The 25451-nt window shown below is 33.4% G+C and carries 12 protein-coding genes; 11 read left to right on the forward strand and 1 reads right to left on the reverse strand.

Annotated elements, in window-relative coordinates; all coding sequences use genetic code 11:
* Window positions 1-4 precede the first annotated feature (4 nt).
* The 11 genes from BMY96_RS12135 to BMY96_RS12190 all read left to right on the forward strand — a co-directional run bounded on the left by BMY96_RS12135 (window position 5) and on the right by BMY96_RS12190 (window position 22168).
* On the forward strand, window positions 5-2179 hold the full coding sequence (locus tag BMY96_RS12135; protein ID WP_092852546.1) for a beta-xylosidase: 2175 nt from the start codon (window positions 5-7) through the stop codon (window positions 2177-2179).
* A gap of 48 nt (window positions 2180-2227) precedes the next feature.
* Entirely contained in the window at window positions 2228-4003 is a 1776-nt protein-coding gene (locus BMY96_RS12140; RefSeq protein WP_092852548.1) for a sulfatase family protein, read from the forward strand.
* Window positions 4004-4683: 680 nt separating this feature from the next.
* Window positions 4684-6132, forward strand: a complete 1449-nt coding sequence (locus tag BMY96_RS12145; RefSeq protein WP_092852743.1) for a sulfatase — start codon at window positions 4684-4686, stop codon at window positions 6130-6132.
* A 62-nt stretch (window positions 6133-6194) separates the two neighbouring features.
* Window positions 6195-6509 (forward strand): L-rhamnose mutarotase, encoded by a 315-nt coding sequence (rhaM, locus tag BMY96_RS12150; RefSeq protein ID WP_092852550.1) that lies wholly within the window; start codon window positions 6195-6197, stop codon window positions 6507-6509.
* A gap of 50 nt (window positions 6510-6559) precedes the next feature.
* The gene (locus tag BMY96_RS16025) at window positions 6560-9016 is read left to right on the forward strand and encodes a BNR-4 repeat-containing protein (protein WP_175473567.1); all 2457 of its coding nucleotides are present in this window, start codon (window positions 6560-6562) and stop codon (window positions 9014-9016) included.
* A 213-nt stretch (window positions 9017-9229) separates the two neighbouring features.
* Window positions 9230-12028, forward strand: coding sequence for a family 78 glycoside hydrolase catalytic domain (locus tag BMY96_RS12160; protein WP_092852552.1), 2799 nt, complete (start codon window positions 9230-9232; stop codon window positions 12026-12028).
* A 15-nt stretch (window positions 12029-12043) separates the two neighbouring features.
* Window positions 12044-14806, forward strand: coding sequence for an alpha-L-rhamnosidase (locus tag BMY96_RS12165; protein WP_092852745.1), 2763 nt, complete (start codon window positions 12044-12046; stop codon window positions 14804-14806).
* Window positions 14807-14812: 6 nt separating this feature from the next.
* Complete coding sequence (locus BMY96_RS16090; protein WP_217639599.1) at window positions 14813-16819, forward strand: hypothetical protein; 2007 nt, start codon at window positions 14813-14815, stop codon at window positions 16817-16819.
* Between the two features lie 10 nt (window positions 16820-16829).
* Entirely contained in the window at window positions 16830-18323 is a 1494-nt protein-coding gene (locus BMY96_RS12180) for a sulfatase family protein (protein WP_092852554.1), read from the forward strand.
* 35 nt (window positions 18324-18358) lie between these two features.
* Window positions 18359-20038 (forward strand): sulfatase family protein, encoded by a 1680-nt coding sequence (locus BMY96_RS12185; protein WP_092852556.1) that lies wholly within the window; start codon window positions 18359-18361, stop codon window positions 20036-20038.
* Window positions 20039-22168: a polysaccharide lyase 8 family protein gene (locus BMY96_RS12190; RefSeq protein WP_092852558.1), complete on the forward strand. Its 2130-nt coding sequence runs from the start codon at window positions 20039-20041 to the stop codon at window positions 22166-22168.
* A 135-nt stretch (window positions 22169-22303) separates the two neighbouring features.
* Here the strand turns inward: BMY96_RS12190 and BMY96_RS12195 are convergent, their stop codons facing one another.
* Window positions 22304-25282 (reverse strand): glycoside hydrolase family 2 protein, encoded by a 2979-nt coding sequence (locus BMY96_RS12195; protein WP_092852560.1) that lies wholly within the window; start codon window positions 25280-25282, stop codon window positions 22304-22306.
* Between the last annotated feature and the right edge of the window lie 169 nt (window positions 25283-25451).

The raw sequence follows: 25451 nt of genomic DNA on the forward strand, positions 1-25451 counted from the left end.
ATTTATGAAGAAGTTATTATTAGTAGGATGTTTTGTTGTCTCATTTTTAAGTTGTAATTCATATAAAGCAACTGCACAAAATAAAGGACAGTCGGATTCTGAAATTGCTAAAAAAGTAGAGGGTCTTATAAGTCAAATGACCTTAGACGAAAAAATAGCAGAAATGACGCAAGATGCTCCTGCAAATAACAGATTAGGAATTCCGTTCATGAAGTATGGAGAAGCACTACATGGTTTGTGGCTAGTTTTAGATTATTATGGAAATACAACTGCGTATCCTCAAGCTATAGCCGCAGCTTCTACTTGGCAACCCGAGTTAGTAAAAAAAATGGCCTCTCAAACAGCGATGGAAGCACGTGCTTTAGGTGTTACACATTGCTATTCCCCTAATTTAGATGTGATTTCTGGTGACCCAAGGTATGGTAGGGTAGAAGAATCTTATGGCGAAGACCCATATTTAGTGTCTAGAATGGGTGTTGCATTTATTGAGGGGTTACAAGGTACAGGCGAGGAGCAGTATGATGAGAATCATGTTATTGCAACGGCTAAGCATTTTATAGGTTATCCGGAAAATAGACGCGGTATTAATGGTGGTTTTAGCGATATGTCCGAACGTCGATTACGAGAAATTTATCTGCCTCCTTTTGAAGCTGCTATAAAAGAAGCAAAGGTAGGATCTATAATGCCTGGGCATCAAGATTATAATGGAGTTCCAAACCATATGAATACTTGGTTACTAAAGGATATTTTAAGAGATGAATTAGGGTTTGATGGTTTTATTGTTTCCGATAATAATGATGTTGCACGATTGGAGACCATGCATTTTATTTCAGAATCTAGAACAGAGTCAGCAATATTAGGTTTAAAAGCTGGTGTGGATATGGATTTAGTTATTGGAAAAAGCGTAGACCTATCTTCATATCATTCAAACGTATTAAAAGATACAATTACGAAGAATCCGGAATTAGTAAAATATATTGATAAGGCCACATCTCGTATTTTAACCGCAAAATATAAATTAGGTTTATTTGATGAGGAACCAAAAGAGATTGATACTAAAACTGTAAATGCGGGAAGAAAAGAGCATCAAGAGTTTTCTTATGAAATGGCAAAAAAAGCAATCATTTTATTAAAGAATGATAACAATCTTTTGCCTTTAGACATTAACGGTATAAAATCCTTAGCGGTAATTGGTCCTAACGCACATGAAGAGCAACCTGAAAAAGGAACATATACTTTACTAGGTGGTTATTCTGGATTGCCACCATATTATACGTCTGTATTAGAAGGGTTAACAAGTAAAACTAAAGGGAAAGTAAAGATAAATTATGCCAAAGGTTGCGATTTGTTAAGCAATTCCAAAGAAGGATTTTCAGAAGCTATTGCAGCAGCAAATAAATCAGACGCGGTTGTACTTGTGGTTGGTGGCTCTCGTAAAACGGGTGGCGAAGGTGTAGATCGTGCCGATTTAGATTTATACGGGGTTCAAAATGAATTAGTAGAGGCTATACATAAAACAGGAAAACCAGTAATTGTTGTTTTAATTAATGGACGTCCATTAACTATAAATTATATAGCAGAAAATGTACCTTCTATTTTAGAGACTTGGTATTTAGGAATGCGATCTGGTGATGCTATTGCCGATGCTATTTTTGGCGATGTTAATCCAGGAGGGAAACTTACCGTTTCTTTTCCAAGATCTGTAGGTCAAGTTCCGGTAACGTATTTAGAGCGTCCAGATTTTATTGGTTCTGGTAAAGGATTATATAAAGATGCCGATAAATCGCCTTTATTTCCTTTTGGCTATGGGCTAAGTTATACCACATTTAAGTACGGTGCACCAAAACTTGAAAACCCAACTATTAGTATTGATGGATCAACAACAGTATCTGTTGAAGTAACTAATACAGGAGATGTTTTAGGTGATGAGGTAGTACAAATGTATGTTCGAGATGACTATGCTTCTGTAGGACGTTATCTTAAAATGCTAAAAGGATTTAAGCGCATTACTTTAAAACCAGGCGAAACTAAAACTGTTACTTTTAATCTAGGTTTTAACGAGCTTAATGTTTTAAATCAAGAAATGAAAAAAGTAGTAGAACCTGGTACTTTTACAATTTCTGTTGGGGCGTCATCTATGGCCAAAGATTTGCAAACAGTATCTTTAATGGCTAAATAAGTCTAAACGCTAAAATTTAAAGCGAATTAGAGTAAACCTATTTTTATCATGAGAATTTTAACCTTGGCCTTTTTAATTTGTATCTGTTTATTTGGTTGTCAAAATAAAAAGGCTAATAGCGAAAGTAACAAGCAAGAATCGGATAATTTGTCCTTGCCAAAACGTCCCAATATTTTGTGGTTGGTTACTGAGGATATGGGCGCTTATATACCTCCATTTGGGGATTTAACAGTTGAAACTCCAAATTTAACGCGTTTAGCAAACGAAGGTGTTGTTTATCCAAACCTGTATTCCACATCTGGAGTTTGTGCGCCTAGTCGAGCTGCCATTGCAACAGGTATGTATCCTTCTAGTATTGGAGCAAATCATATGCGTACTAATTCAAATACAAAGGCCACAGGATTACCAGCTTACGAAGCAGTGCCACCGCCAAGTGTTAAAATGGTAAGTGAGTTACTTAGAATGAACGGGTATTATTGCTCAAACAATTACAAGGAAGATTACCAATTTAAAGCACCAGTAACCGCTTGGGATGAAAGTAGTTATTTTGCACATTGGAGGAATAGAGCGGAAAATCAGCCTTTTTTCTCTGTAATTAATTTTACCGAAACCCATGAGTCTGGTTTATTTGAGCCTTATGGATATAGAAATGTTGAAACCAGGCATTACCACGAAGGGGATACCACGTATGTATGGAAGCAAAATGGATTGCCCGATTCTAAAAATAGGATTCCAGAATCGGAAATAACGAAACACTTACCTAAAGACACAAAATTTAATATTCCGCCGTATTTACCTGATACTCCAAAAGTTCGCAATGACATGTGGAAACTATATAACAATATAGCTGAGATGGATAAACAGGTTGGAGCTGTTTTAAAACAATTAGAAGACGATGGCTTGTTAGATAATACTATTGTGTTTTTCTATGGCGATCATGGTGGCCCTTTACCAAGAGAGAAACGATTAATTTATGACTCGGGTTTAAATACACCAATGATAATTCGTTTTCCAAAAAAACAAAAGGCTAATACAAAAGACAATCAGCTTATCAGTTTTATAGATTTTGCTCCCACATTGTTATCGTTAATAGATGTGGAACCACCAAAATATATGCAAGGTCAAGCTTTTTTAGGAAACTATAAAGCTAAAAAAGCAAGGAAATATATTCATGCAGCAGCCGATCGTTTTGATGAAGTTACCGATGTAATACGTGCAGTAAGAGATAATCAATTTAAGTACATTAGAAATTATAGACCAGAACAAGGTTATTATTTACCTTTAGCATACCGAGAAAAAATTCCGAGTATGCAGGAACTTTTAAGGTTAAAAACTGAGGGTAAATTAAACGATGTTCAAAAACAATGGTTTAGAGAAAATAAGCCTGAAGAAGAATTGTTTGATTGTATTGCCGATCCTTTCGAGCTGAATAACCTTGCCGCTAATCCAGAGTATAAAGAAAAATTGCAAGAGCTACGAAACGAAATGGATAATTGGTTACCGAGTATTGGGGATTATCCTAATTTACCAGAAATTGAATTAATAGATAAACTGTGGAATGGCCAGGAGAAACAGCCTGTAACAATTAATCCAACTGTAAAATTATCTAACAACATATTAACAATAAATTGTGGTACAGAGGGGTCTTCAATAGGTTATAAGATTAAAAATAAAAAAGGAGGGTTTTCTAAATCGTGGAGTATTTATACAGAACCAATCCGTGTTAAAATAGGAGATGAACTGTTAGTTAAAGCCCACCGTATTGGTTTTAAAGCTAGTAAGGAGTTGTATATAAACACGTCTAAACTAAATATCAAGATGTGATTTTAGAAAACATCTTAAATATATCACATAGTTTAACTTACTTAAGTAGGAGAAATGCTGTTATAAATATGAACAAAATAAAAAATATACAAACCATCTTTATGTTTTAGGAAGATGCTTATTTATATGCCCCACCCATTATGCATTTTGAAGGCAAATAAATGTTTAATGTTTTATTGATTTTGTCTTATAAATATTGTTAATGAAGTATTAATAATACATAAATGTAATTGTCTATAAATCTTTTGAAAACAAAATGATAATTTGTGTACATGGCAGGGTTTTTGAGGATTCCTTAGTGTAGTATGTTTTTTTTAGTTATAAATTTTATAGATAAATTAAAGGAAAAGGTTACAACATAAAAGGCAGTAATTGGATTAAATGCTTTTGTATAATTTTAACATGACAGAACGAACTAATGTTTCTAAATTTAATAGAGATACATGTAGTGATATGGCTCACTTAATATTATTGTACTTTTTGATAGAACTAAATATTTTTAAATATATCAAAACGTTTTACTAATAAAAATATATAAATATTAACGTTTAAGTTGTTACTACATATTAATCTAAAATTATCAATTTATTATTTAAGGTTTGCAATAATAACCTAATTAAAAAATAATGCAATACAATAAAAAGTTTTTAATCTTAATGAAAAAGAGAATTTTTAAAATTATGACTTTAACAAAAACAATTTTAATTTTAATATTTAGCCTAAGCTTTGGCTGTAATTTATATGCCCAACAACAGCCTAATGTTGTTGTTTTTTTAGTAGATGATTTAAGACCAGAATTAGGATGTTATGGTAATGAAATAGTAAAAAGTCCTAATATTGATGCATTAGCTAAAGATGGTGTCCTTTTTAATAAGGCCTATGCACAAGAAGCTATCTGTGCACCTTCGCGTATGAGTATATTAACAGGATTGCGTCCAGAGCGTATTGGTATTTATTCCATTTTCACACCATTGCGTTCCAGACATAAAGATATGTTAACGATGCCTCAATTTTTTAAGAATCAAGGCTATACTACGGTTAGTGTAGGTAAGGTGTACCATCATACCAATGATGATAAAGAAAGTTGGAGTACTCATTTTCCTAAGGAAGTAAACTCTTGGGTGTTACCAAGAAGTTTAAAGATAGTTGATAGTCTTAAAAAGGCTGGAATTAAATCTAACGGGCCAGCTTTTGAATTTGCAAATGTTGAAGATGAAGCTTATAAAGATGGACGTGCAGCCAATGATGCAATAGAAACACTTCATAAAATTAAAGACGAAAAATTTTTAATGTTCGTTGGCTTAACGAAACCTCATCTTCCTTTTAATGCCCCTAAAAAGTATTGGGATATGTACAATAAATCTCAATTTGTCGTGCCAGCTAAGGTGGTGCCAAAAGATATGTATAACCTAGCATTAACAAATTGGGGAGAATTAAGAAACTATCATGGTATACCTAAAGAAGGCCCTTTAGAAGATAATCTAGCTAAAAATCTTATTCATGGTTATTATGCATCCATTAGTTATATAGATGCCCAAATTGGTAAAGTTATGAAAACTCTAAATGAGCTTGATTTACGTAAAAACACTATGGTGGTACTTATGAGTGATCATGGTTATAAAATTGGCGAGTATGGTGCTTGGTGTAAACACAGTAATTTTGAAATTGATGTAAATGTACCTCTTATTGTTAGTAGAGAAACTGGTTACGAAAATCGGGTAACTAATGCCATATCTCAAGCATTTGTAGAAAACGTAGATCTTTTTCCTACACTGGTAGAATTTTGTGGTTTACAAAAACAAGTTTTGGATGGAAATAGTATTTTACCTGTAATTAATAATCCTAATTTAAAATGGGAGGAAGCAGCTTATAGTTTATACCCTAGAGGTAAAAGAATTATGGGTTTTACTTGTACCAATGGTGAGTTTAGGTATACCGAGTGGTGGAATAATAAAGAGAATAAGCTTTTAGAAAAAGAGCTTTATTTTTGTAGTCAAGATTACATGAAAGAAAATGTGAATTTGAAAAATAATCCAATCTATCAAAAAGAATTAATTAAAATGGAAAAGCTATTAGATAGACAATTTCCTAAGGATCAAAGATCGTTATACCCTCAATTAGATAAATGATATTAATTATCTAAATGTTGGATAAATACTGTGTTTTATAAATTAATAGACAAGATATAATTATGCAAAGATTAGCCTTTAAAATGAAATTAAATAAAGGACAAAAAGAAATTTATAAAAAGCGCCATAATGAGATTTGGCCAGAACTTAAAGCATTATTAAAGGATAATGGAGTAAGCGAATATTCTATTTTTTTTGACGAAGAAACAAATACATTATTTGCTTTTCAAAAAGTTTCTGGAAATAATAGTTCTCAAGATTTAGCAAGCAACCAAATTGTTAAAAAATGGTGGGATTTTATGGCAGACGTAATGGAAGTTAACCCCGATAATTCGCCGGTTTCAATACCTTTACAAGAGCTTTTTTATATGGAGTAACGTAAGAGTATTCTAAACTTTTTTGCAGAATACTAAAAAAAATAAAAACTATGAAAAACAAATACTTAAAGAAACAATATTTTAAAAACATTTTTATTCTGCATCTTGTTTTACTTTTTTCATTTCTAGGCAGTGCACAAGTTGTTTTAGAAAATGAAATAAAAATTACGGATTTAGGTTTGCACTTTAATGGTAGTAAAGTAGGTAATTCTTCGGCTGATAATGGATCAAATACAGAATACGATTATGTTTTTGGTCGTAATATTTCGGCACATGGAGACTGTATAAAAACATATGGTGACTATGTGTTTATGACTTGGTATCGAGGTGGTAAAACAGATAGGCATGTTATGTTAACGAGGTATAACACAGTTACACAAACTATAGTTACAATAGAATTCCCACATAGGCATACTGGTTTTCAAAACAGATGGTGGCTTGGGGAATCGCACAATGCTATTGCAATAGGAGTTAGTCCTTTAAATGGGACCATACATTTATTGTATGACATGCACGCTTACAGTAGTTCAAGGCCGTCAAACGGTAGTTTAGCTAATGATTATTTTAGATATTCTTACTCTATTGAAAATGCGGCGTCTTTGCCAGATGAAGAATTTACACTAGATAAGTTTGTACAAAATAGTAGTGGTGGTTATAAGCACTTAAGGTTAACAGGTAGTGCTCCTCAAAATGAATTTATTGCATTAACTTACCCTAATTTCTTCTTAAATGATGCAGGTGATTTATTTATGTGGATGCGTGAAGGCGGAAATAATAATGGAATGTACAAATTTTCTCGTTATGATGCTACAACAGCCACGTGGTCCAATTTTATAGATTTTAATGCTTTAAATGCTAGGAGCCAACCAGATATAACCTATAATTGGGGATTATACGGAGATATTAAATACGTAAACGGTAAGATGCGCATTGGTTTTCAAAGACGTTCACAAAATAATAATGATAAGTTCGAGTACCAAAATGGGGTATATTATGCGTATTCTGATGATCAAAGTGGAGCTACGGATTGGAAAAACCACCAAGGTCAAAATTTTAGCACACCGCTTTATGATGCCGATTTTATTAAAGTTATGGAGCCTGGTGACTATGTTCAAGGTACTAATACAAACGCATTAAATATTGTTGCCGGTTTTGATTGGACAGTTACTGAAAACGATGATGTGCATATTATAAGTAGAGTACGAGATAATCAATTTGGGGTTACTAAAAATTTACATACCTACAAACCATCAGGAGCAACAGATTTTATAACATCAGAAGATTTTTCTGGCGCTTCATCTATATATACTTCTGGAAATGATGTGTTTATTATAGGTTTGTCTGGTGGCAGAGTATTTGTAGAAAAGACTGAAGGTGGCACTAATAATTTTACAAGAGTGTATCAAGCCACTTCAGGAAGAACTTTTGACCACGGGAGGGTCTATGTTGATAATGGAAAACTGTACTATTATTTAATGGAGAATGCTTCCGGTAGTGCACAACCACTTTATTTACAAATAATAGATTTAGGAATAGTGAAAGATCCTTTTAGAGTATCCTTAAGCTCGCCATCTAATGGTGCATCTTTTAGTATAGGAGAAACAATTCAGATTTCAGCGAATGCGGTCGATGAAAATAGCCATATATCTAAGGTGGAATTTTGGATAAATGGTTCTTATTTTGGTGAGGACAATAGTATACCTTATACTCTTGATTGGTCACCTACGGTAGAAGGAGACTATACGCTTCAAGCTATAGCTTATAACACAAATAATCAAACGGTTTCTTCTATAGAAAATACCGTTAACGTTAGTGAGTTTGATCCAACCGATTTAACAGGTGACATTTACCGAATTAAGAATTTTGTTACCGGAAAGTATTTACATTCGGTAGGTTCGGATGTGGTTGAAAGTGATAATGCCACCAACGTAGCTTCTGGTGACAAGGAATGGGAATTTGTTAAAGCTGGAGACTATTATAATATTGAAAGTAAAAGGTCCGATCGTGGTATTTTAAGAGCAGCCGGAAACCCACCAAACGACATTATTAATACTGGTTTTAGTGCTCCCAGAGAGGATAGTGATAAACAATTTAGTGTCGCTTATAATAGTAGTGACGGCACATATCAATTTTTAACTCGAAATAATTCTAATTACTTATTTCAAAATACTAGTGGTATAATAGAGCATATTGGAAATTCTAATGACAGGTCTAAATGGATTGTGGAATCAACAACATTAAGTACAACAAAATCAGAATCTAATATGTTTTCTGCAAGGGTTTTTCCTAATCCAGCAAAGAATCAATTTACCATTTTATTAAATGGAGTAAATAAAGCCACTGTTGTTATAAATGATATGCTAGGAAAGGTGATTTTTCAAAATAAGGTAAATAATTCCAATAGAATTTATATTGAAAATAATGGCCGATTTAAAACAGGACTTTACCTAATAAAAGTAATTGATGATAAGAAAAGAGTTTTCTATTCGAAACTTATTGTTAACTAAATAGTAAGCAAATAATTTAGAGTTAAAAGAGCTAGGGAATTTTAATGTTTCTAGCTCTTTTTTATGTAAAAATTAAAGTATAATTATATGTGGTATAACACAAAAAAAATCGAGACAGTACAGGATAGTTTGTTTTGTAAAAAAATGCATATTAGTCATTAATTTTTATAAGCACTTAACTTCTTGAAAATAACATCGAAAAGCATAATTGAAATGAAATTATTTAATATAAACAAGCCGTATATTATAATTTATAGTTTTGTTTTATTATCGCTTGTTTTGTTTGGTTGTAAAGAAAAAGAAATAGGAGCGGTAAAATCTTTAATGATTTCCGAAGGTTTTAAAAATCCAATAGGGTTTTATAATCCCAATCCAACATTTTCTTGGAAATTAACTGTATCAGAACAAATTAAATCGCAATCTGCTTACCATATAGTTGTAGCATCGACAAAAGAATTATTACCCGATAATGCCGATTTATGGGATTCTAAAAAACAAAAAAGTACACAATCTACTTTTGTAAAGTATCAAGGAAAAGAACTAAAATCTAGACAAAAAGTATATTGGCAAGTAAGGTATTGGAATCAAGATAAAAAGGCTTCAGATTGGAGCGAAACCAATTCTTTTGAGTTAGGACTATTAAATAATTCTGATTGGACAGCAAAATGGACAGGATTAGACACCGCAAAAGATAGCATTAAAGGCGTTCGTGAATTTTTAATGCACAGGCCACAATATTTAAGAAAAGGTTTTGAGTTAGCTTCGAATGTAGCTTCTGCAAGACTTTATATTACAGCAAAAGGTGTTTTTGATGTGCATTTAAATGGGAATGATGTTAGTGACGATGTTATGACGCCAGGTTGGACACCATATAATCATCGTATAGAAACATTGACTTATGATGTTACTAAACTTTTACAAGCTGGTAAAAACGCTTTAGCGGTTGAGTTAGCTTCAGGATGGCATTCTGGAAGAATTAGTAGAGGTAGAGCGTTATATGAAAATTTTGCATCACCAAAAATTCTATGTCAGTTAGAAGTTGTACTGAAAGATGGATCAAAACAAACCATTATTTCTGATGAATCTTGGAGAGGAACAACCAACGGGCCAATACGTTTAGCGAGTGTTTACGATGGCGAAGTGTATGATGCAAATTTTGAAATACCAAATTGGAACACTGCTGCTTTTGACGACTCTAACTGGAAATCGGTTGAAGTTGAGGCGATTGCCAAGGATGTTAAATTAGCTCCAAAAAGACATCACACTGTAAAAAATCAAATCGTTTTAAACGATGTAGAAATTGTTTCGGTTAAAGAAAATACATCGGTTTTTAATATGAAACAAAATATGGTAGGCGTGCCAAGAGTAAAAGTACCTATGAAAAAAGGCGATACCTTAAAAATACGTTTTTCTGAAATGTTACTAAAAGATGATACCTTTTACACCAAAAATTACCGTTCTGCAAAGTCAACCGATTATTACGTAGCAGGTAAAGATGGTATGATTGAATATATGCCTAAATTTACGTTTCACGGATTTCAATTTTTAGAATTAAGTGGTTACGATAAAAATGCGAAACCAGACGCTTCTTGGGTGCAAGGTATAGCACAACATTCAGATTTTGAGAAAAACGGAACGTTTACATCATCTCACGATAAGTTAAATCAATTACAAAGTAATATTACATGGGGTTTACGAGATAATTTTTTCGATATTCCCACAGATTGTCCGCAACGTGATGAACGTTTAGGTTGGACAGGAGATGCACAGGTAATTGCGCCAACAGCATTGTTTAATTATAATACTCACGCTTTTTGGACAGCTTGGTTGCAAAGTTTAAGAGAAAATCAGTCTGAACATAAAAACGGTTTAGTACCTTACATTGTGCCAGATGTTCTTCAAAATAAAAATGGAAGTTCTGGTTGGGGTGATGCAGCTGTAATTATTCCTTGGGACATATACAATACAACAGGTGATATTACGGTGCTTGAGGAAAGTTACGAGTCAGCCAAAAAATGGGTTGGGTACTATCAATCTAAAGTAAAAAAGCAACCTTATTTACCAAAAATGCATTCATTCGGAGATTGGCTACAGCCTTATCCTTCTAAAATGCTTAAAAAAGCAAATAGAGGAGACACTCCAAAAGATTTAATTCACGCAGCTTTTTTTGCGCACTCTGCACATTTAGTCTCTAAAATTGCTAATGTTTTAGGCAAAACAGAGGATGCTAAAAAATATGCAGCTTTATATAAAAATATTGCTAATGCTTTTGAAAATGCTTTTTTTGAAGAAGGAAAGTTTACAGGTAAAAAACAAACACAAACAAGTTATTTGCTAGGTATCTATTTTAATTTATTTAAACCAGAAACCAAACTAAAAGCACAGAATTACTTGCTTGAAGAAATTAAGAATGCCGATTATCATTTAGGAACAGGATTTTTAGGAACACCAATTCTACCAAAGGTTTTAGATGATATGGGAGAAATAGATTTGATGTATAAAATTTTGTTTAAAGAAACCTATCCATCTTGGTTTTATTCTATCAATCAAGGAGCAACCACTATGTGGGAGCGTTGGAATAGTTTTAGTAAAGAAGGTGGTTACAATTCTCAAAGTATGAATAGTCTAAATCATTATGCATACGGAGCTATTGGTCAATGGATGTACGAGCGTATCGCTGGTTTAGCATCGTTAGCACCGGGATACAAAAAAATTAGAATAGCACCTTTACCAAATACCGAGTTTTTAACATCAGCTTCGGCCAGTGTAAAAACATCTTATGGAAAAGCGTTATCATCTTGGAAAATTGAGAATGATTCTTTTAAACTTGATATTGTAATTCCACCTAATACTTCTGCAGAGGTACATATTCCTTATGGTAATAAAGATCATTTATTTGTAAATGGAAGTATTTTTACAGAAAATTCAAATTTAAAATTAATGAGTTCTGATACAAATTCGGTAAAGATTTTAGCAGAACCAGGAACTTATAACTTTCAAACTAAACTTTAAATCATGTTAAAAAAAATGAACTTTAAACATTTTATATACGCGTTATATGCTACTGTTTGTTTGAGCTTTACGTCATGTAAAGAACAAGCAACTATAGCAGAAGCAAAAAAATTAACCATTTCAGAAGGGTTTGAAAATCCATTAGGGTTTTATGATAAAATGCCAACTTTTTCATGGCAGTTGCCAGTTTCAGAAGGTGTTTTAAGTCAATCAGCATATCAAATAGTAGTGGCTAGTAGTCCAGATTTGTTACCTGATCATGCAGATTTATGGAACTCTAAAAAACAACAAACAGCACAATCTACTTGGATCAAGTATGAAGGAGCAGCTTTACAATCACGTCAAAAAGTATATTGGCAAGTTAAGTATTGGAATCAAGATAAGCAAGCTTCAAAATGGAGTGAAATTAATCATTTTGAGTTGGGTCTATTGAATAATAATGATTGGAAAGCCAAATGGATTGGTTTAGATACAAAAAAAGAAAAGGTTTTAGGAAGTCAAAATAATATTATTCATAGACCGCAATACTTAAGAAAAGGTTTCAAATTGTCTAATGATGTTGCTTCGGCAAGACTATACATTACTGCAAAAGGGGTTTTTGATGTGGCTATAAATGGAAAAGATGTTAGTGATGATGTAATGCCTCCTGGATATACGCCTTATAAAGAACGTATTGAAACGATTACTTACGATGTTACCAATTTAATAGAACCTGGAGAAAATACCGTAGGTGTTGAGGTTGCTGCAGGCTGGCATTCAGGACGTTTAGGTTGGATGGAATCATATTGGAGCGATACAGAAACTCCTAAAATGTTGTTTCAATTAGAATTAATTATGAAAGATGGTTCTAAAGAAATGATTTTATCTGATGACACATGGAAAGGAACAACATCTGGACCGATTCGAGTTTCTGAAATTTACGATGGAGAAACCTATGACGCCAATTTAGAAATGCCAAATTGGACCACTACTAAATTTGATGATAAAACATGGGAGTCTGTAAAAACATTTCCTGTTACGGAAGACATAAGGCTAGAACCTAAAAGACATACCACTGTTAAATCTAAAATTGAATTAGCAACAAAAGCTATTATTGAAAAAGATGGAACTGCTATTTTTGATTTTCAACAGAATATGGTAGGTGTGCCTTTGCTAAAAGTGCCAATGAAAAAAGGGCAAACATTAAAAGTTCGTTTTGCTGAAAAGTTATCTCCAGATGGTTCGTTTTATACTGAAAATTATAGAAGTGCGGAGTCAACTAATTATTATACAGCTTCAAAGGACGGTGTTATTGAATGGATGCCAAAATTTACATTTCACGGATTTCAATATGTAGAATTAAGCGGATTTGATACTTCAAAAAAACCATCAAAAGATTGGGTAACGGGATTAGTTCAATATTCAGATTTTGAAGAAAACGGAACCTTTACATCGTCTCACGAAAAATTAAATCAGTTACAAAGTAATATTGTTTGGGGGTTAAGAGGTAATTTTTTTGATATACCAACCGATTGCCCGCAACGTGACGAACGCATGGGGTGGACAGCAGATGCACAAGTATTTGCACCAGCATCTATGTTTAATGCAGATGTATATAAATTTTGGGCAAGTTGGATGCAAAGTGTTCGAGAATCACAAAGTGATAATGGAGCCATCCCTTGGGTTGTGCCAGATGTGCTGTTTAATAATAAAGTAAGTGCAGGTTGGGGAGATGCTTGTACTATTATTCCTTGGAAAATTTACCTAAAAACTGGAGACAAAGAAATCCTAGAAGAGAATTTTGAAACCATGAAAGGTTGGGTAAAATACCACGAAAGTGTTACTAAAAATAACATTTCTTCTATGGGCTTTTTTGCAGATTGGTTGCAGCCACTTCCAGAAAATGGCGATAATAAAGGTGATACATCTAAAAGCTTAATAGGAACTGCGTTTTTTGCACATTCTGCAAACTTAACAGCAAAAACAGCGAAAGCTTTAGGTAAAACCGAAGAATTTAAAAAATATAATGCTATATATAAAACGGTTGCAAATGCTTTTGAAAACAAATTTTTTGAGAATGGAAAAGTAAAAGATGTTGCAGAAACACAAACCTCTTATTTACTAGCTTTAGCCTTTGGTTTACTTTCTGAAGAGCATAAAGCAAATGCTAAAAAACACTTATTAAGAAAAATAGCAGAAGCCGATAATCATTTAAGAACCGGATTTTTAGGTACGCCCTTATTATACGAAGTTTTAGATGCAACTGGTGAAATAGACTTGATGTACAAGTTATTATTTAACGAAACTTATCCGTCATGGTTTTATTCCATCAATCAAGGAGCAACCACTATTTGGGAACGTTGGAACAGTTATAGTAAAAAAGATGGTTTTAATGCGCAAAAAATGAATAGTTTAAACCATTATGCTTATGGTGCCATAGGCGAATGGATGTACGAACGTATTGCTGGTATTGCACCCTTAGAAGCGGGTTACAAAACCATTAGAATAGCACCAGTACCAAAAGAGCCATTAACATCATCATCAGCCAGTTTAAATACACCTTATGGTAACGTATCTTCATCTTGGGAAATAAAAGGTAGTGATTTTAAATTAGAAGTAGTGGTCCCGCCAAATACCACAGCAAAAGTTGTTATTCTAGCTAATACGAAACAAGCACTCTTATTAAATGATACTAACTTTAAAGATAATTCAAACGTAAAATTAACTAATACAGACAAGGATGCATTTGTATTAGAAGTACAACCTGGAACGTACTCATTTCAATCAAAACTTAAATAATTAAAAATGAAAATAAATTTAGTATCGTTTTTGCTTTTCGTATCAAGTTTATTATTGAACGCGCAGTCCACAAAATTTACTACGCCCATTATTGATAACGAAGTTATATTTCAAGAAAATAACGGTATGGTTGCTGTTGAAGCAGAATACTTTAATAAACAAAGCAAGTTCGAACACAGACAATGGTATATCACTTCAAAGAATGCTGTATCTAATGTAGGTAGTGATGAAGACGCTCCACATCACATAAATGCAAGTAATGATACTTATATTGAAATATTACCAGATACAAGAATAACACATTCTGATAAGCTAGTTCAAGGCGAAAACTTTTCCAATAAGGCGGGAGAAATAGGAATCTTGCATTATAAAGTTAGAATTAGTAATCCAGGACGCTATTACGTTTGGGTACGAGCATTTAGCACAGGAAGTGAGGATAATGGTTTACATGTTGGATTAAATGGAGCATGGCCTAAAAATGGGCAGCGCATGCAATGGTGTGAAGGCAAAAATAAATGGACCTGGGAGAGTAAGCAAAGAACAAAAGAAGAGCATTGTGGTATAGCTAAAGAAATCTATTTAGATATAGAAAAAGCAGGTGTTCATGATATACAATTTAGTATGCGTGAAGATGGTTTTGAGTTTGATAAATTCATTTTAACCAAAGACAGTACGTACACGCCAAAAGGCGAAGGTTTAAAAGTAACCACGCTTTGGCCTATGCAATCGTATTACAAACAAATAGCAGCTTCTAATATTGAAAATAAAACCCTACCTATTGATGATTTTCCAATAAAAGGCACAGGGTTTTATAAACATGCTGAAGGTAAATGGCTAGGTATTAACCCAAACAAGCAACAGGAAGCGCAAACAACAACGCCTTTTACGTTTAAAAACGGAAATTATGATTTGGTATTTGTTGCTGTTGGCGAAAATGATGGACAATCAGAATTTACTATAAGAATCAATAATAAAAAATTAGGCACGTTTAAACCGCCATTAACTAAAGACCTATTTGAAGAAGGAGAAAGTAATAACGCCCTTTGGGAAAATGTAAAATTTAAAAAAGGTGATAAAATAACAGTAATTGCCAAAATTGGAAGTGCAGACGGAAAAGAATGGGCAAGAGCACGTTGGTCTGGTATTATTTTTGCCCCAGTTGGTAAAGGTAAGGAGGTCATAAAAACACCTTATAATGGAGCAATAAAGGTTGCGCAAAACACAGCACCTGTAATTAAAGCGCCTAAAGGTCGTATTGCTGTTGTTGCCGATGGTAACTCACCCGATCCTGACGATTTAGGTGGCACTGCTATTTCCCTAGCTTTATTAAGAGCCACAGGTTTAGAAAACACTTTGGTACACTATTCTCATAGTTGTGATATTGTTCGTGTCAATAGAATTTCTGAAAAAGCCGAAATCGAGAGACACGCGCTTATGCAAAGTGTTTGTGATGTAACAGCAAGACGATGGGGTGGTTTTGATGGGCTAAAATTTTTAGATGCAAAATGGAATATAGATGAAACTATTAAAGATTTAGCTAAAGCCATTAACGCATCTACAGCTGAAGACCCATTATGGATTATAGAAGCAGGCGAACCTGATATAATTGGTTTTGCACTTGATGCGAGTTCTAAAGACAAACATAAACATGTAAAAGTAATAACACACCACCCTGCAAATGACGACGCCGGAGATTTTTATACTTGGCAACAAATATTAGATTTTGGAGTTGAAGAAGTTCGAATTCCAGACCAGAACATAAAACTTAAAGTAAATATTGCTGAGTGGGATTGGGCTAGAGACCATAAAGACCCAAGGTTACAACAAGTATGGTTATTTGGTAAAATGGCAGAGGTGGATGATGTAGTTAAGTTTCAAAAAGGAAAATGGGATTGCTCTGATGCGGGTATGATTTTGTATTGGATAACAGGTGCCAACTTAAATAATGGACTTAAACAAGGTACAGTAGATGATGTTAAAAATATCTTACTAAATTATATTGCTAAAAATTAACCCATTAAGGATGAAAATTATAAAAAAAAGTGTTAGTTTATTAGTGGTTTTCCTAGTTTTAGGAGGTTGTAAAAGAAAAGAAATAAAGGGAAATATCGGTGATAGAGTTGCTGTCAAAAAACCTAATGTAGTTTATATTCTAACAGATCAATGGAGAAGTACAGCTCTAGGTTACGCTGGTAATCCAGATGTAAAAACGCCTAATTTAGATGCGTTTGCCAAAGAGTCGGTGAATTTTACAAATGCCGTATCTGTAATGCCAGTGTGTACACCGCACAGAGCAGCATTGTTAACAGGTAAGTTTCCAACAACAACAGGTATGTTTGTTAATGATTTGTATTTGCCATCTGAAGAATTAACAATGGCAGAAATTTACAAAGCAGAAGGGTACAACACAGCCTATTGGGGTAAATGGCATTTAGATGGACATGGGCGGTTAAATTACATTCCAAAAGAAAGACGCCAAGGTTTTGACTATTGGAAGGCTCTAGAGTGCTCGCATAATTACACCAAAATGCCGTATTATGATAATAATAATCCTGAGATAAAATACTGGAAAGAGTATTCGCCATTTGCAATTGTTAAAGATGCCAATCAATATATAACAGAGCATGCCAAGGACGACAAACCGTTTTTAGCATTCATTTCAATTGCAACACCGCATTTTCCGCACGATAATGCGCAAAAAAAGTATAAGGATTTGTACCCGCCAGAATCTTTAACCTTAAACCCAAATGTTACTGAAAAGTTTAAAAATAAAAGTCGTGAAGAATTGCAAGGGTACTATGCACATGCAACCGCAACCGATGAAGCCATTGGAACCGTTTTAGCTAAACTAAAAGAACTTGATATATTAAATAATACTATTATAGTTTTTTCTGCCGACCATGGCGAAATGATGGGGGCACATGACGTTAGACCTTTCCAGAAACAGCGTGCATGGGATGAATCTATAAAAGTCCCATTTTTAATAAGCTATCCAGGAATAGATAAGCAAAAAGGTGCAATTATAAATGCACCTATAAACACGCCAGATATTTTACCCTCCTTGTTAGGGTTGTCTAACATAAAAATCCCCCAAAATATAGAAGGAGAAAATTTAACAGCACTAATAAAGAATCCTGATTCGAGTGCAGATAGAGTAGCATTAGTAATGAGTGTTGCCCCTTTTGCAGGCAATTATAATAGTTTACCTTATAGAGCCATTAGAACCAAACAATACACCTATGCAAGAACACCTAATGGCCCAAGTATGTTTTTTGATAATGCGGCAGATCCTTACCAAATGAATAATTTGTTAGGTAAACCTGAGTTTAAAGCAATTCAATTAGAATTAGATAATAAATTGAATGGGAAATTAGCTCAAATTGGAGATGAGTTTAAATCAAGAGATTATTATCTCAAAAAATACAACTACACATTTGATAAGAAAAAGCCAGCTGTTCCACATTGGGAATTTGAAGTAGGCAAGGGAGTTGTACAATCACCAAAACCAGTAAAGTAAAACTTCTATATATTTATTTAATCAATATTATTAAAATGAATAAATTACTAACATTATCAATAATAGGATTGTCGTTTCTAGCTTGTAATAAAAGCACATCTTCTAAAACAAAAGAAGAAAAACCTAATATTATTTTTATCCTAACAGACGACCAACGATGGGATGCTTTAGGCTATGCAGGAAATGATTTAGCCCACACTCCAGAAATGGATAAATTAGCAAAAAGTGGTGTGTTTTTTAAAAACACCATTGCTACAACCCCTATTTGCGCAGCAAGTAGAGCTAGTATATTTAGTGGCTTACAAGAGCGAACACATAACTATAGTTTTTCTAGTAAAGCTATGAAAGATGAGTACATGGAATATGCTTTCCCTAGAGTTTTAAAAAAATCTGGATATTACACAGGTTTGTATGGTAAATTTGGTGTAAAATATAAAAAATTAGATTCACTTTATAATATTCATGAAAATTACGATTTAAGATACGATCTTAAAGATAGAACTAGTTACTATTATAAAACTTTAGGTAACGATACCGTTCACTTAACACGTTATACCGGAGAAAAGGCACTGCAATTTTTAGAAAAGGCACCAACAGATAAACCGTTTTGTTTACAGCTTAGTTTTAGTGCACCTCATGCAAGTGACAACACTCTTGAACAGTATTTTTGGCAAGAAGAAAACAATCATGTTTTAGAAAATGTAACTGTACCAGATGCAAATATTTCTTCGGATGAAGACTATAATAAACTGCCACAACTAGTTAAAGATGGCTTTAATCGGTTACGTTGGTATTGGCGTTATGACACTCTAGAGAAATACCAACATAGTGTTAAAGGCTATTATAGAATGTTAGCCGGTATTGATAATGAGATTGCTAAAATAAGATCGAAACTAGAGGAAAAAGGAATAGCAGATAATACTATTATTGTTTTAATGGGAGATAATGGTTTTTTCTTAGGCGAAAGACAAATTTCTGGTAAATGGTTAATGTACGATAACTCACTAAAAGTGCCACTAATTATCTACGACCCTAGAAATAAAGAGCATAAAGATGTTGAAGCTATGGCTTTAAATATTGATGTACCTTCTACTATATTGGATTATGCTAATATTCAAGCTCCTAGTACTTGGCACGGAAAAAGTTTAAAACCTTTAGTAGATAAAGAGAGTGTAAGTTTAGATCGTGATACTATTTTAATAGAGCATTTATGGGACTTTAAAAATATAGCACCAAGTGAAGGGGTACGAACTAAAGACTGGAAATATTTTAGATATGTTGATAATAAATCTATTGAAGAATTATACAATTTAAAAGATGACCCAAGGGAAACAAATAACCTTGTAAATAATGAACAGTATCAAGATATTTTAAATAATTTAAGGACAAAGTGTGAAGATTTAATAGAAAAGTATAAAGATCCTTATGCCTTAACCATTAATAATAATAAATTTAATGGCAACACTTTTAGATGGCATGTACCCGAAGGTTCTCAAAAACAAACCGCATATCAAATTCTAGTCGCATCGTCCAAAGAAAACATCAATAACAATATAGGAGACGTTTGGAATAGTACTAAAATACAAAGCACTTTAAAAGAAGCCAAAAAACCTAGTAATCTTAAATTAGAACAAAGCAAAACCTATTATTGGAAAATGCGAATTTATGACGAACTTAATAGAACAGGAAGCTATACCTCATTTCAAGAAATTTAAATGAAGTTTGTAATTATTAAGCATATCTTTAGATTAATAGTAGTATACACTACTATCATAATGTTTTCTATAGCTTGCAATACAACTAATTCTGATAGAAACTATAATGTTAAATATCCAGTAGTATTAGCAAAATTTCATGAAAATGTTATTAATTATTATCTGAATTCTGAAATTGACGATAGGGCTACGAATATATTAATAGAAAATTTACAGGAAGATGGATCTTGGTCAACTATAGATTATTCCAATAAGGTTCGAGGTGGGTGGCCAGTAAAAAATCATTTACTACATGTTCAAAATTTAGCCATTCATTATAAAAATAAAACCTCTAGGTTTTACAAGGATAAAGATGTTTTACATAAAATTCATAGGGCATTAAATTATTGGTTGAATAATGATTTTTTAAGTACCAATTGGCACGATCAACATATTGGAGTTCCTGAGTTGTTACTGCCAACGCTTTTTTTAATGGAAAACGAATTAAGTAAGCAGCAACTAGATAAAGCAATCGTTTTACTCAATCGTGCTAAAATAAAAATGTCTGGCCAAAATAAAGTTTGGCTTTCTACAAATGTTATGTTGCGTTCGTTATTGCTTCGTAAGCAAGATTCGGTTTCCATAGCTAGTAAAGCTATTCAAGATGAATTAAAAATAGCTAATGGTGTAGGTGTTAAGCCTGATTGGTCGTATCATGAACACGGTGCGCAACTGCAATTTGGAAATTACGGTTTATCTTATTTAGAAGATATGATTAAGTGTTACACGTTTGTAAATAATACACCTTTTCAATTTGAAGATTCTAAAATTGAGTTTTTACGAGATTATGTTTTAAAGGGGCAGCAATGGGTAATTTGGAATAATACTTACGATGTAAATGCATCTGGTAGACAACTTTTTTTAAACGAGCAAGAAAAGAAAGCCGCACGATTAAAAAGGTGTTTAGAGCAGATGAAACTCCTTGATACTGCACATGCGAAGGCTTATGAGGATGTCTTAAATACTAAAACCCTATCTGGAAACAAACACTTTTGGAAATCGGATTTTCATGTACACAGAAGGCAAGATTTTTATTTTTCGGTTAAAATGAGTTCTAAGCGTGTTATAGGTACAGAGTCGGTTAATCAAGAAAATATACAAGGGTATTATATGGGAGATGGTGTAGCTTTGTTATCTACCCATAATGAAGCATATAGAAATGTATTTCCTTTTTGGGATTGGAAAAAGCTTCCTGGTACAACTATAATTCAAGATACATTAGCATTGCCCATTATTAAGTTTAGTGGCTTTAAAACCAATGGTACTTTTGTTGGTGGAGTTAGCAATGGTAAAAATGGTATTGCTGTAATGGACTATAATCGAGATGGGTTAGCTGCTAAAAAATCGTGGTTTATGTTTAATGATAAAGTAATTTGCTTGGGCAGTGGTATTACAACAAATTCAGATTTTCCTGTAACGACGACCTTAAATCAGTCCTTTTTAAAAGGAAGTGTTTTAGTAAGTGAAAACAATAGTGTAACAAGAACATCAAGAGTAGGAGTATCTCAAGAAATAGATTGGGTATTACACGACCATATTGGGTATCTATTTCCAAATAAAGGGCAGGTAAAACTCTCTACTCAAATTTTAGAAGGAAGTTGGAACAATGTAGCTAAGCGTTACAGGCCTGTAATACTTACCGAAAACATTTTTAAATTAGGTTTAGCACACGGTAAACAACCTAAGAATGAAAAATATGAATACATCCTTGTTCCTAATGCTTCAAAAGATACTATGATTCATTTAAATAAAAACAAACCTTTTAAAATTGTAAACACTCAAAAAATACAGTCTGTAGAATCTATAGACGGAACTTGGGCGGGTATTGCTTTTTTTAAAGAGGGCGTATCAAAAGTATACGGAGGAATTACCGTAAATAAACCATGTGTATTAATGCTTGAGCATAAGGAGAATGCATTGGTGTTGTCGGTTAGTGATCCTTCTCATAGCTTGAATAAAATTAAAGTGAATTTAAAAGGATATTATATATTTGAAGGTAGCACTTATAGCAATGGACAAACCCAACTTACTATCCACTTGCCTCAAGGAGAACAGGCTGGTAAAACCGTTTTTTATCACTTAAGTAAGTAATGTGTAGTTGCGGGTTAAACTTAAACAACAGGACTATTATTTAATATTATAAATATTAGAACTAAAAAAAACTCAAACTTAATTTTAACTAATCCGAGGTTTTAGGTACGCTATATTTTACCTTTAATAAGGTACTTAAAATTTTTTCCCTACTACCGTATACATTCTGCAGTCTCTTGGGGCATCGCCATTACTGTTTCCTGCCATTATAATGCTTTCGCCTTCTTCTGCAACTCTATGAAAAACAGACATGATTATATCTCCAACTTTAATATTATCTCCATTATCCTTGTAATCATTTAAAAGAAACTCTGGTCGTGGTACGTTATCATCATGTAAGACATATATATGCATTTTTTTACCTGCTATAAATTGCAATTGATCCCTAGCCCAGTAGCGATTATCGGAGTTAGGTGTTCTTATGTATTCTGCACCTCTCAAGTAATTTGGAATTACAGTATAATTATGCTCTAAGTCTGTGTAGGCTTTTTTACCCCAATTCATTGTGGTTCTTAACATGGCTTTTCCATCGCCAGTATAACTAAATTTTTTAAATAAATCACTTCGGTTTTTAATTCCAGGAATATACTCTGGCATTTCGGGAGTATATGCTGGTTGTGGTTCTTCTTTTAAATCATCGTTATAAACCTGCGGAAGAGTAGTAGTTATGCCATTTTTAATGTTTACAGGTAAAGATGTTAATTCAACTTGCGCCGAATTTAAACCAGTTTTTGTAGCCGTAATTATAACTTTTCCAGAACGTAATAGCGATTTAACGGCTACACGATTTATTCCTGCTTCAATATCTAAAAATAAGTTATTAGTAGAGTTTGCTTTTCCACTGTTATAGCCACCGCGCCAAATGCCCGGTCCAGAAATTGTAAAGTCAACGCGTCCTTTAGCTAAAGGGCAACGTCTTCCTTTGGCGTCAACTACTTCTATATCAATTAAGGCTATATCAGAGCCATTGGCCTGCCAACCTTTAGGACCCGTAATTGGTGTTAACTTAAGTGACACAGGTTTTCCAATGGTTGTTTTAATTTGAGATGTTTTTAGCTTATCGTTAATATAGCCTTCAGCCTTAATTTCTCCAGCTTGCCATTCAACCATATCAAATTTATACACATAACCGTTTTCGGGAGTGTTATTGGTACCTAATAATTGTCCATTTTTATATAATTTCACACTAGAACAGTTCGATATTACATATATGTCTTTCTTAATACCGTTTTCATAATTCCAATGGCCAATAATATGTACTTGTGGTTCTGGTCTCCACATAGCTTTTAAGGCATAAAAGGCTTCTTTAGGGAGTCTTACAGCATCTACTTCACCACTTGCACGCGTTACCTCGGTAGGGCAACGACCACCATGTGGGCCATCAGTAAAAATCCAATTGGCACCGCCAGAGTGGTAGGCTTTTTTTCCCATTTTATTCCACCAATGGTCGGCTTGATTAATTGCAAATCTTTCAGAACCAATAGTATATGTGTTTTTGTTAATATTTTTATGGTTCCAAAAATTATCATCGGGAGAAAACTTATCCCAAATACGTCTAGGTGCTTCATCTCTCATATATTCACTTTCAATAATTGGCAAATTCTCATATTCACGTTCCCAACCTTCTGTACCAATTTCAATGGAAACGTATCCTTCAGAATCATTTTTCACATCGGCTCTTCTATTTCCCATTAGGCGCTTACCTTTAGGGTCAAAGGTGTTAATTACTTCTAGTATTTCCTTATAATGTGCTTCGGTTTCCGCCCAATTACCGCCTTCCCAAATAAAAATAGAAGGGTGGTTACGGTAGTAAACAATCATGTCTTTAAAGGCTTTTATACGAATATCCCAAGTTTCACCTTCGTCTTGAGATTCTCCACTAACACCAGGCATTAAGGTTACAAAACCGTATTTATCGCCCATTGCAATTTCTGCTGGAGAGCCAGCACAATGTCCCCATCTAATAAAATTCCCTCCAGCTTCGTCCATTAGTTTAAAAGTGTAATCTCGTAACCAATCTGGTAGTGCTGCACCTAACCCTGCCCAAGAGTTGGTTGGTTTTTGTCCCCATCCGTGTAACTTTACGTGTTCTCCGTTATTAGAAAATCCAGAGTCTTTATTAAAATCAAAACTTCTAATACCTAACGGGGTTGCGTAAGCATCAACGGTTTTGTTATTTACTTTTAAAATGGTTTCCACGCTATACATGTACGGGTAGCGTGTAAACCAGCGCTTAGGGTTTGCTAAATTTGTGGTTATTGTAAATGTAAACTTTTCTCCGGCTTTAATGTTGCTGTTTGTACTAGATGTGGCTACAGTTTTCCCTTCTTTATCTACAATTCTAGCTTCAAATTTTACATCTGTATCTTCTTTATATTCATTTTTAACTTCAGCGGTAACAGTTATATCGGCATTTTTTTCGCTAATATTTTCGGCATAAACGTAGGTGCCTACGGTCTCTAAATTATCGAATAAGGGCAATGTAATATGAAGAGGATCCATTACATGTAGATATACATTTCTGTATATGCCTCCATGAGTTGGGTGCCAGTGTTCATGGTTCCAAACTAAAGGAAAGTTATTTCTAAAATGATCACCTCTGTCGTTGTTTACTTTAACGGCAATAACATTATCTTCACCAAATTTAAGATGTGGTGTTAAATCAAAACCGAAAGGAATAAAACCGGTTTGATTTTGTCCCAAATGTTTTCCGTTAATATAAACATCTGCTATTTGACGAACAGACTCAAATTCAATAAATACTTTTTTTCCTGAATCTGAATTTGGTAGTTTGAAATGTTTGCGATACCAAACAGTACCTCGCCATTGATTGTCTTCACCATCATGATGTCCATGACTTAAATCATCAAAAGTATCAATGTCATTAAAGGTATGTGGGCAACTTACTGTACTCCATGAATCATCACTAAAATTAATGTCTTGCGCATTTTCTGGGTTTTCTTTGGTGAATTTCCAATCAGGATTAAAATTGTATTTGCTTCTAGGGTTTTCTATATTTTGTGCTAGTCCATCTTTTTGAGTGTCACAAGAAAAAAAGTTGGATAAAATTACAATTCCTAAAACTAGGATAATTCTAAATTTGATATAGTGCATGTGTGTTATGAAATAATATTAAAGGTGTAATGCATTAAATTTAACATTACATTCTAATTGTAAAAATAAAAATTGAAAAATAAAAAATCTAAATTAATTATAACGGTTAAAACATTTACCCTGTACTATCATGTAGTACATTCGATATTTTAATTTCAGGTTGTATTTT

This window comes from Algibacter pectinivorans (assembly GCF_900112595.1).
In the GTDB taxonomy this organism is placed as follows: domain Bacteria; phylum Bacteroidota; class Bacteroidia; order Flavobacteriales; family Flavobacteriaceae; genus Algibacter_B; species Algibacter_B pectinivorans.

Coding starts and splice junctions, on each gene's coding strand:
- BMY96_RS12135 (WP_092852546.1), top strand. CDS start 5: ATGAAGAAGTTATTATTAGTAGGATGTTTTGTTGTCTCATTTTTAAGT.
- BMY96_RS12140 (WP_092852548.1), top strand. CDS start 2,228: ATGAGAATTTTAACCTTGGCCTTTTTAATTTGTATCTGTTTATTTGGT.
- BMY96_RS12145 (WP_092852743.1), top strand. CDS start 4,684: ATGACTTTAACAAAAACAATTTTAATTTTAATATTTAGCCTAAGCTTT.
- rhaM (WP_092852550.1), top strand. CDS start 6,195: ATGCAAAGATTAGCCTTTAAAATGAAATTAAATAAAGGACAAAAAGAA.
- BMY96_RS16025 (WP_175473567.1), top strand. CDS start 6,560: ATGAAAAACAAATACTTAAAGAAACAATATTTTAAAAACATTTTTATT.
- BMY96_RS12160 (WP_092852552.1), top strand. CDS start 9,230: ATGAAATTATTTAATATAAACAAGCCGTATATTATAATTTATAGTTTT.
- BMY96_RS12165 (WP_092852745.1), top strand. CDS start 12,044: ATGAACTTTAAACATTTTATATACGCGTTATATGCTACTGTTTGTTTG.
- BMY96_RS16090 (WP_217639599.1), top strand. CDS start 14,813: ATGAAAATAAATTTAGTATCGTTTTTGCTTTTCGTATCAAGTTTATTA.
- BMY96_RS12180 (WP_092852554.1), top strand. CDS start 16,830: ATGAAAATTATAAAAAAAAGTGTTAGTTTATTAGTGGTTTTCCTAGTT.
- BMY96_RS12185 (WP_092852556.1), top strand. CDS start 18,359: ATGAATAAATTACTAACATTATCAATAATAGGATTGTCGTTTCTAGCT.
- BMY96_RS12190 (WP_092852558.1), top strand. CDS start 20,039: ATGAAGTTTGTAATTATTAAGCATATCTTTAGATTAATAGTAGTATAC.
- BMY96_RS12195 (WP_092852560.1), bottom strand. CDS start 25,282: ATGCACTATATCAAATTTAGAATTATCCTAGTTTTAGGAATTGTAATT.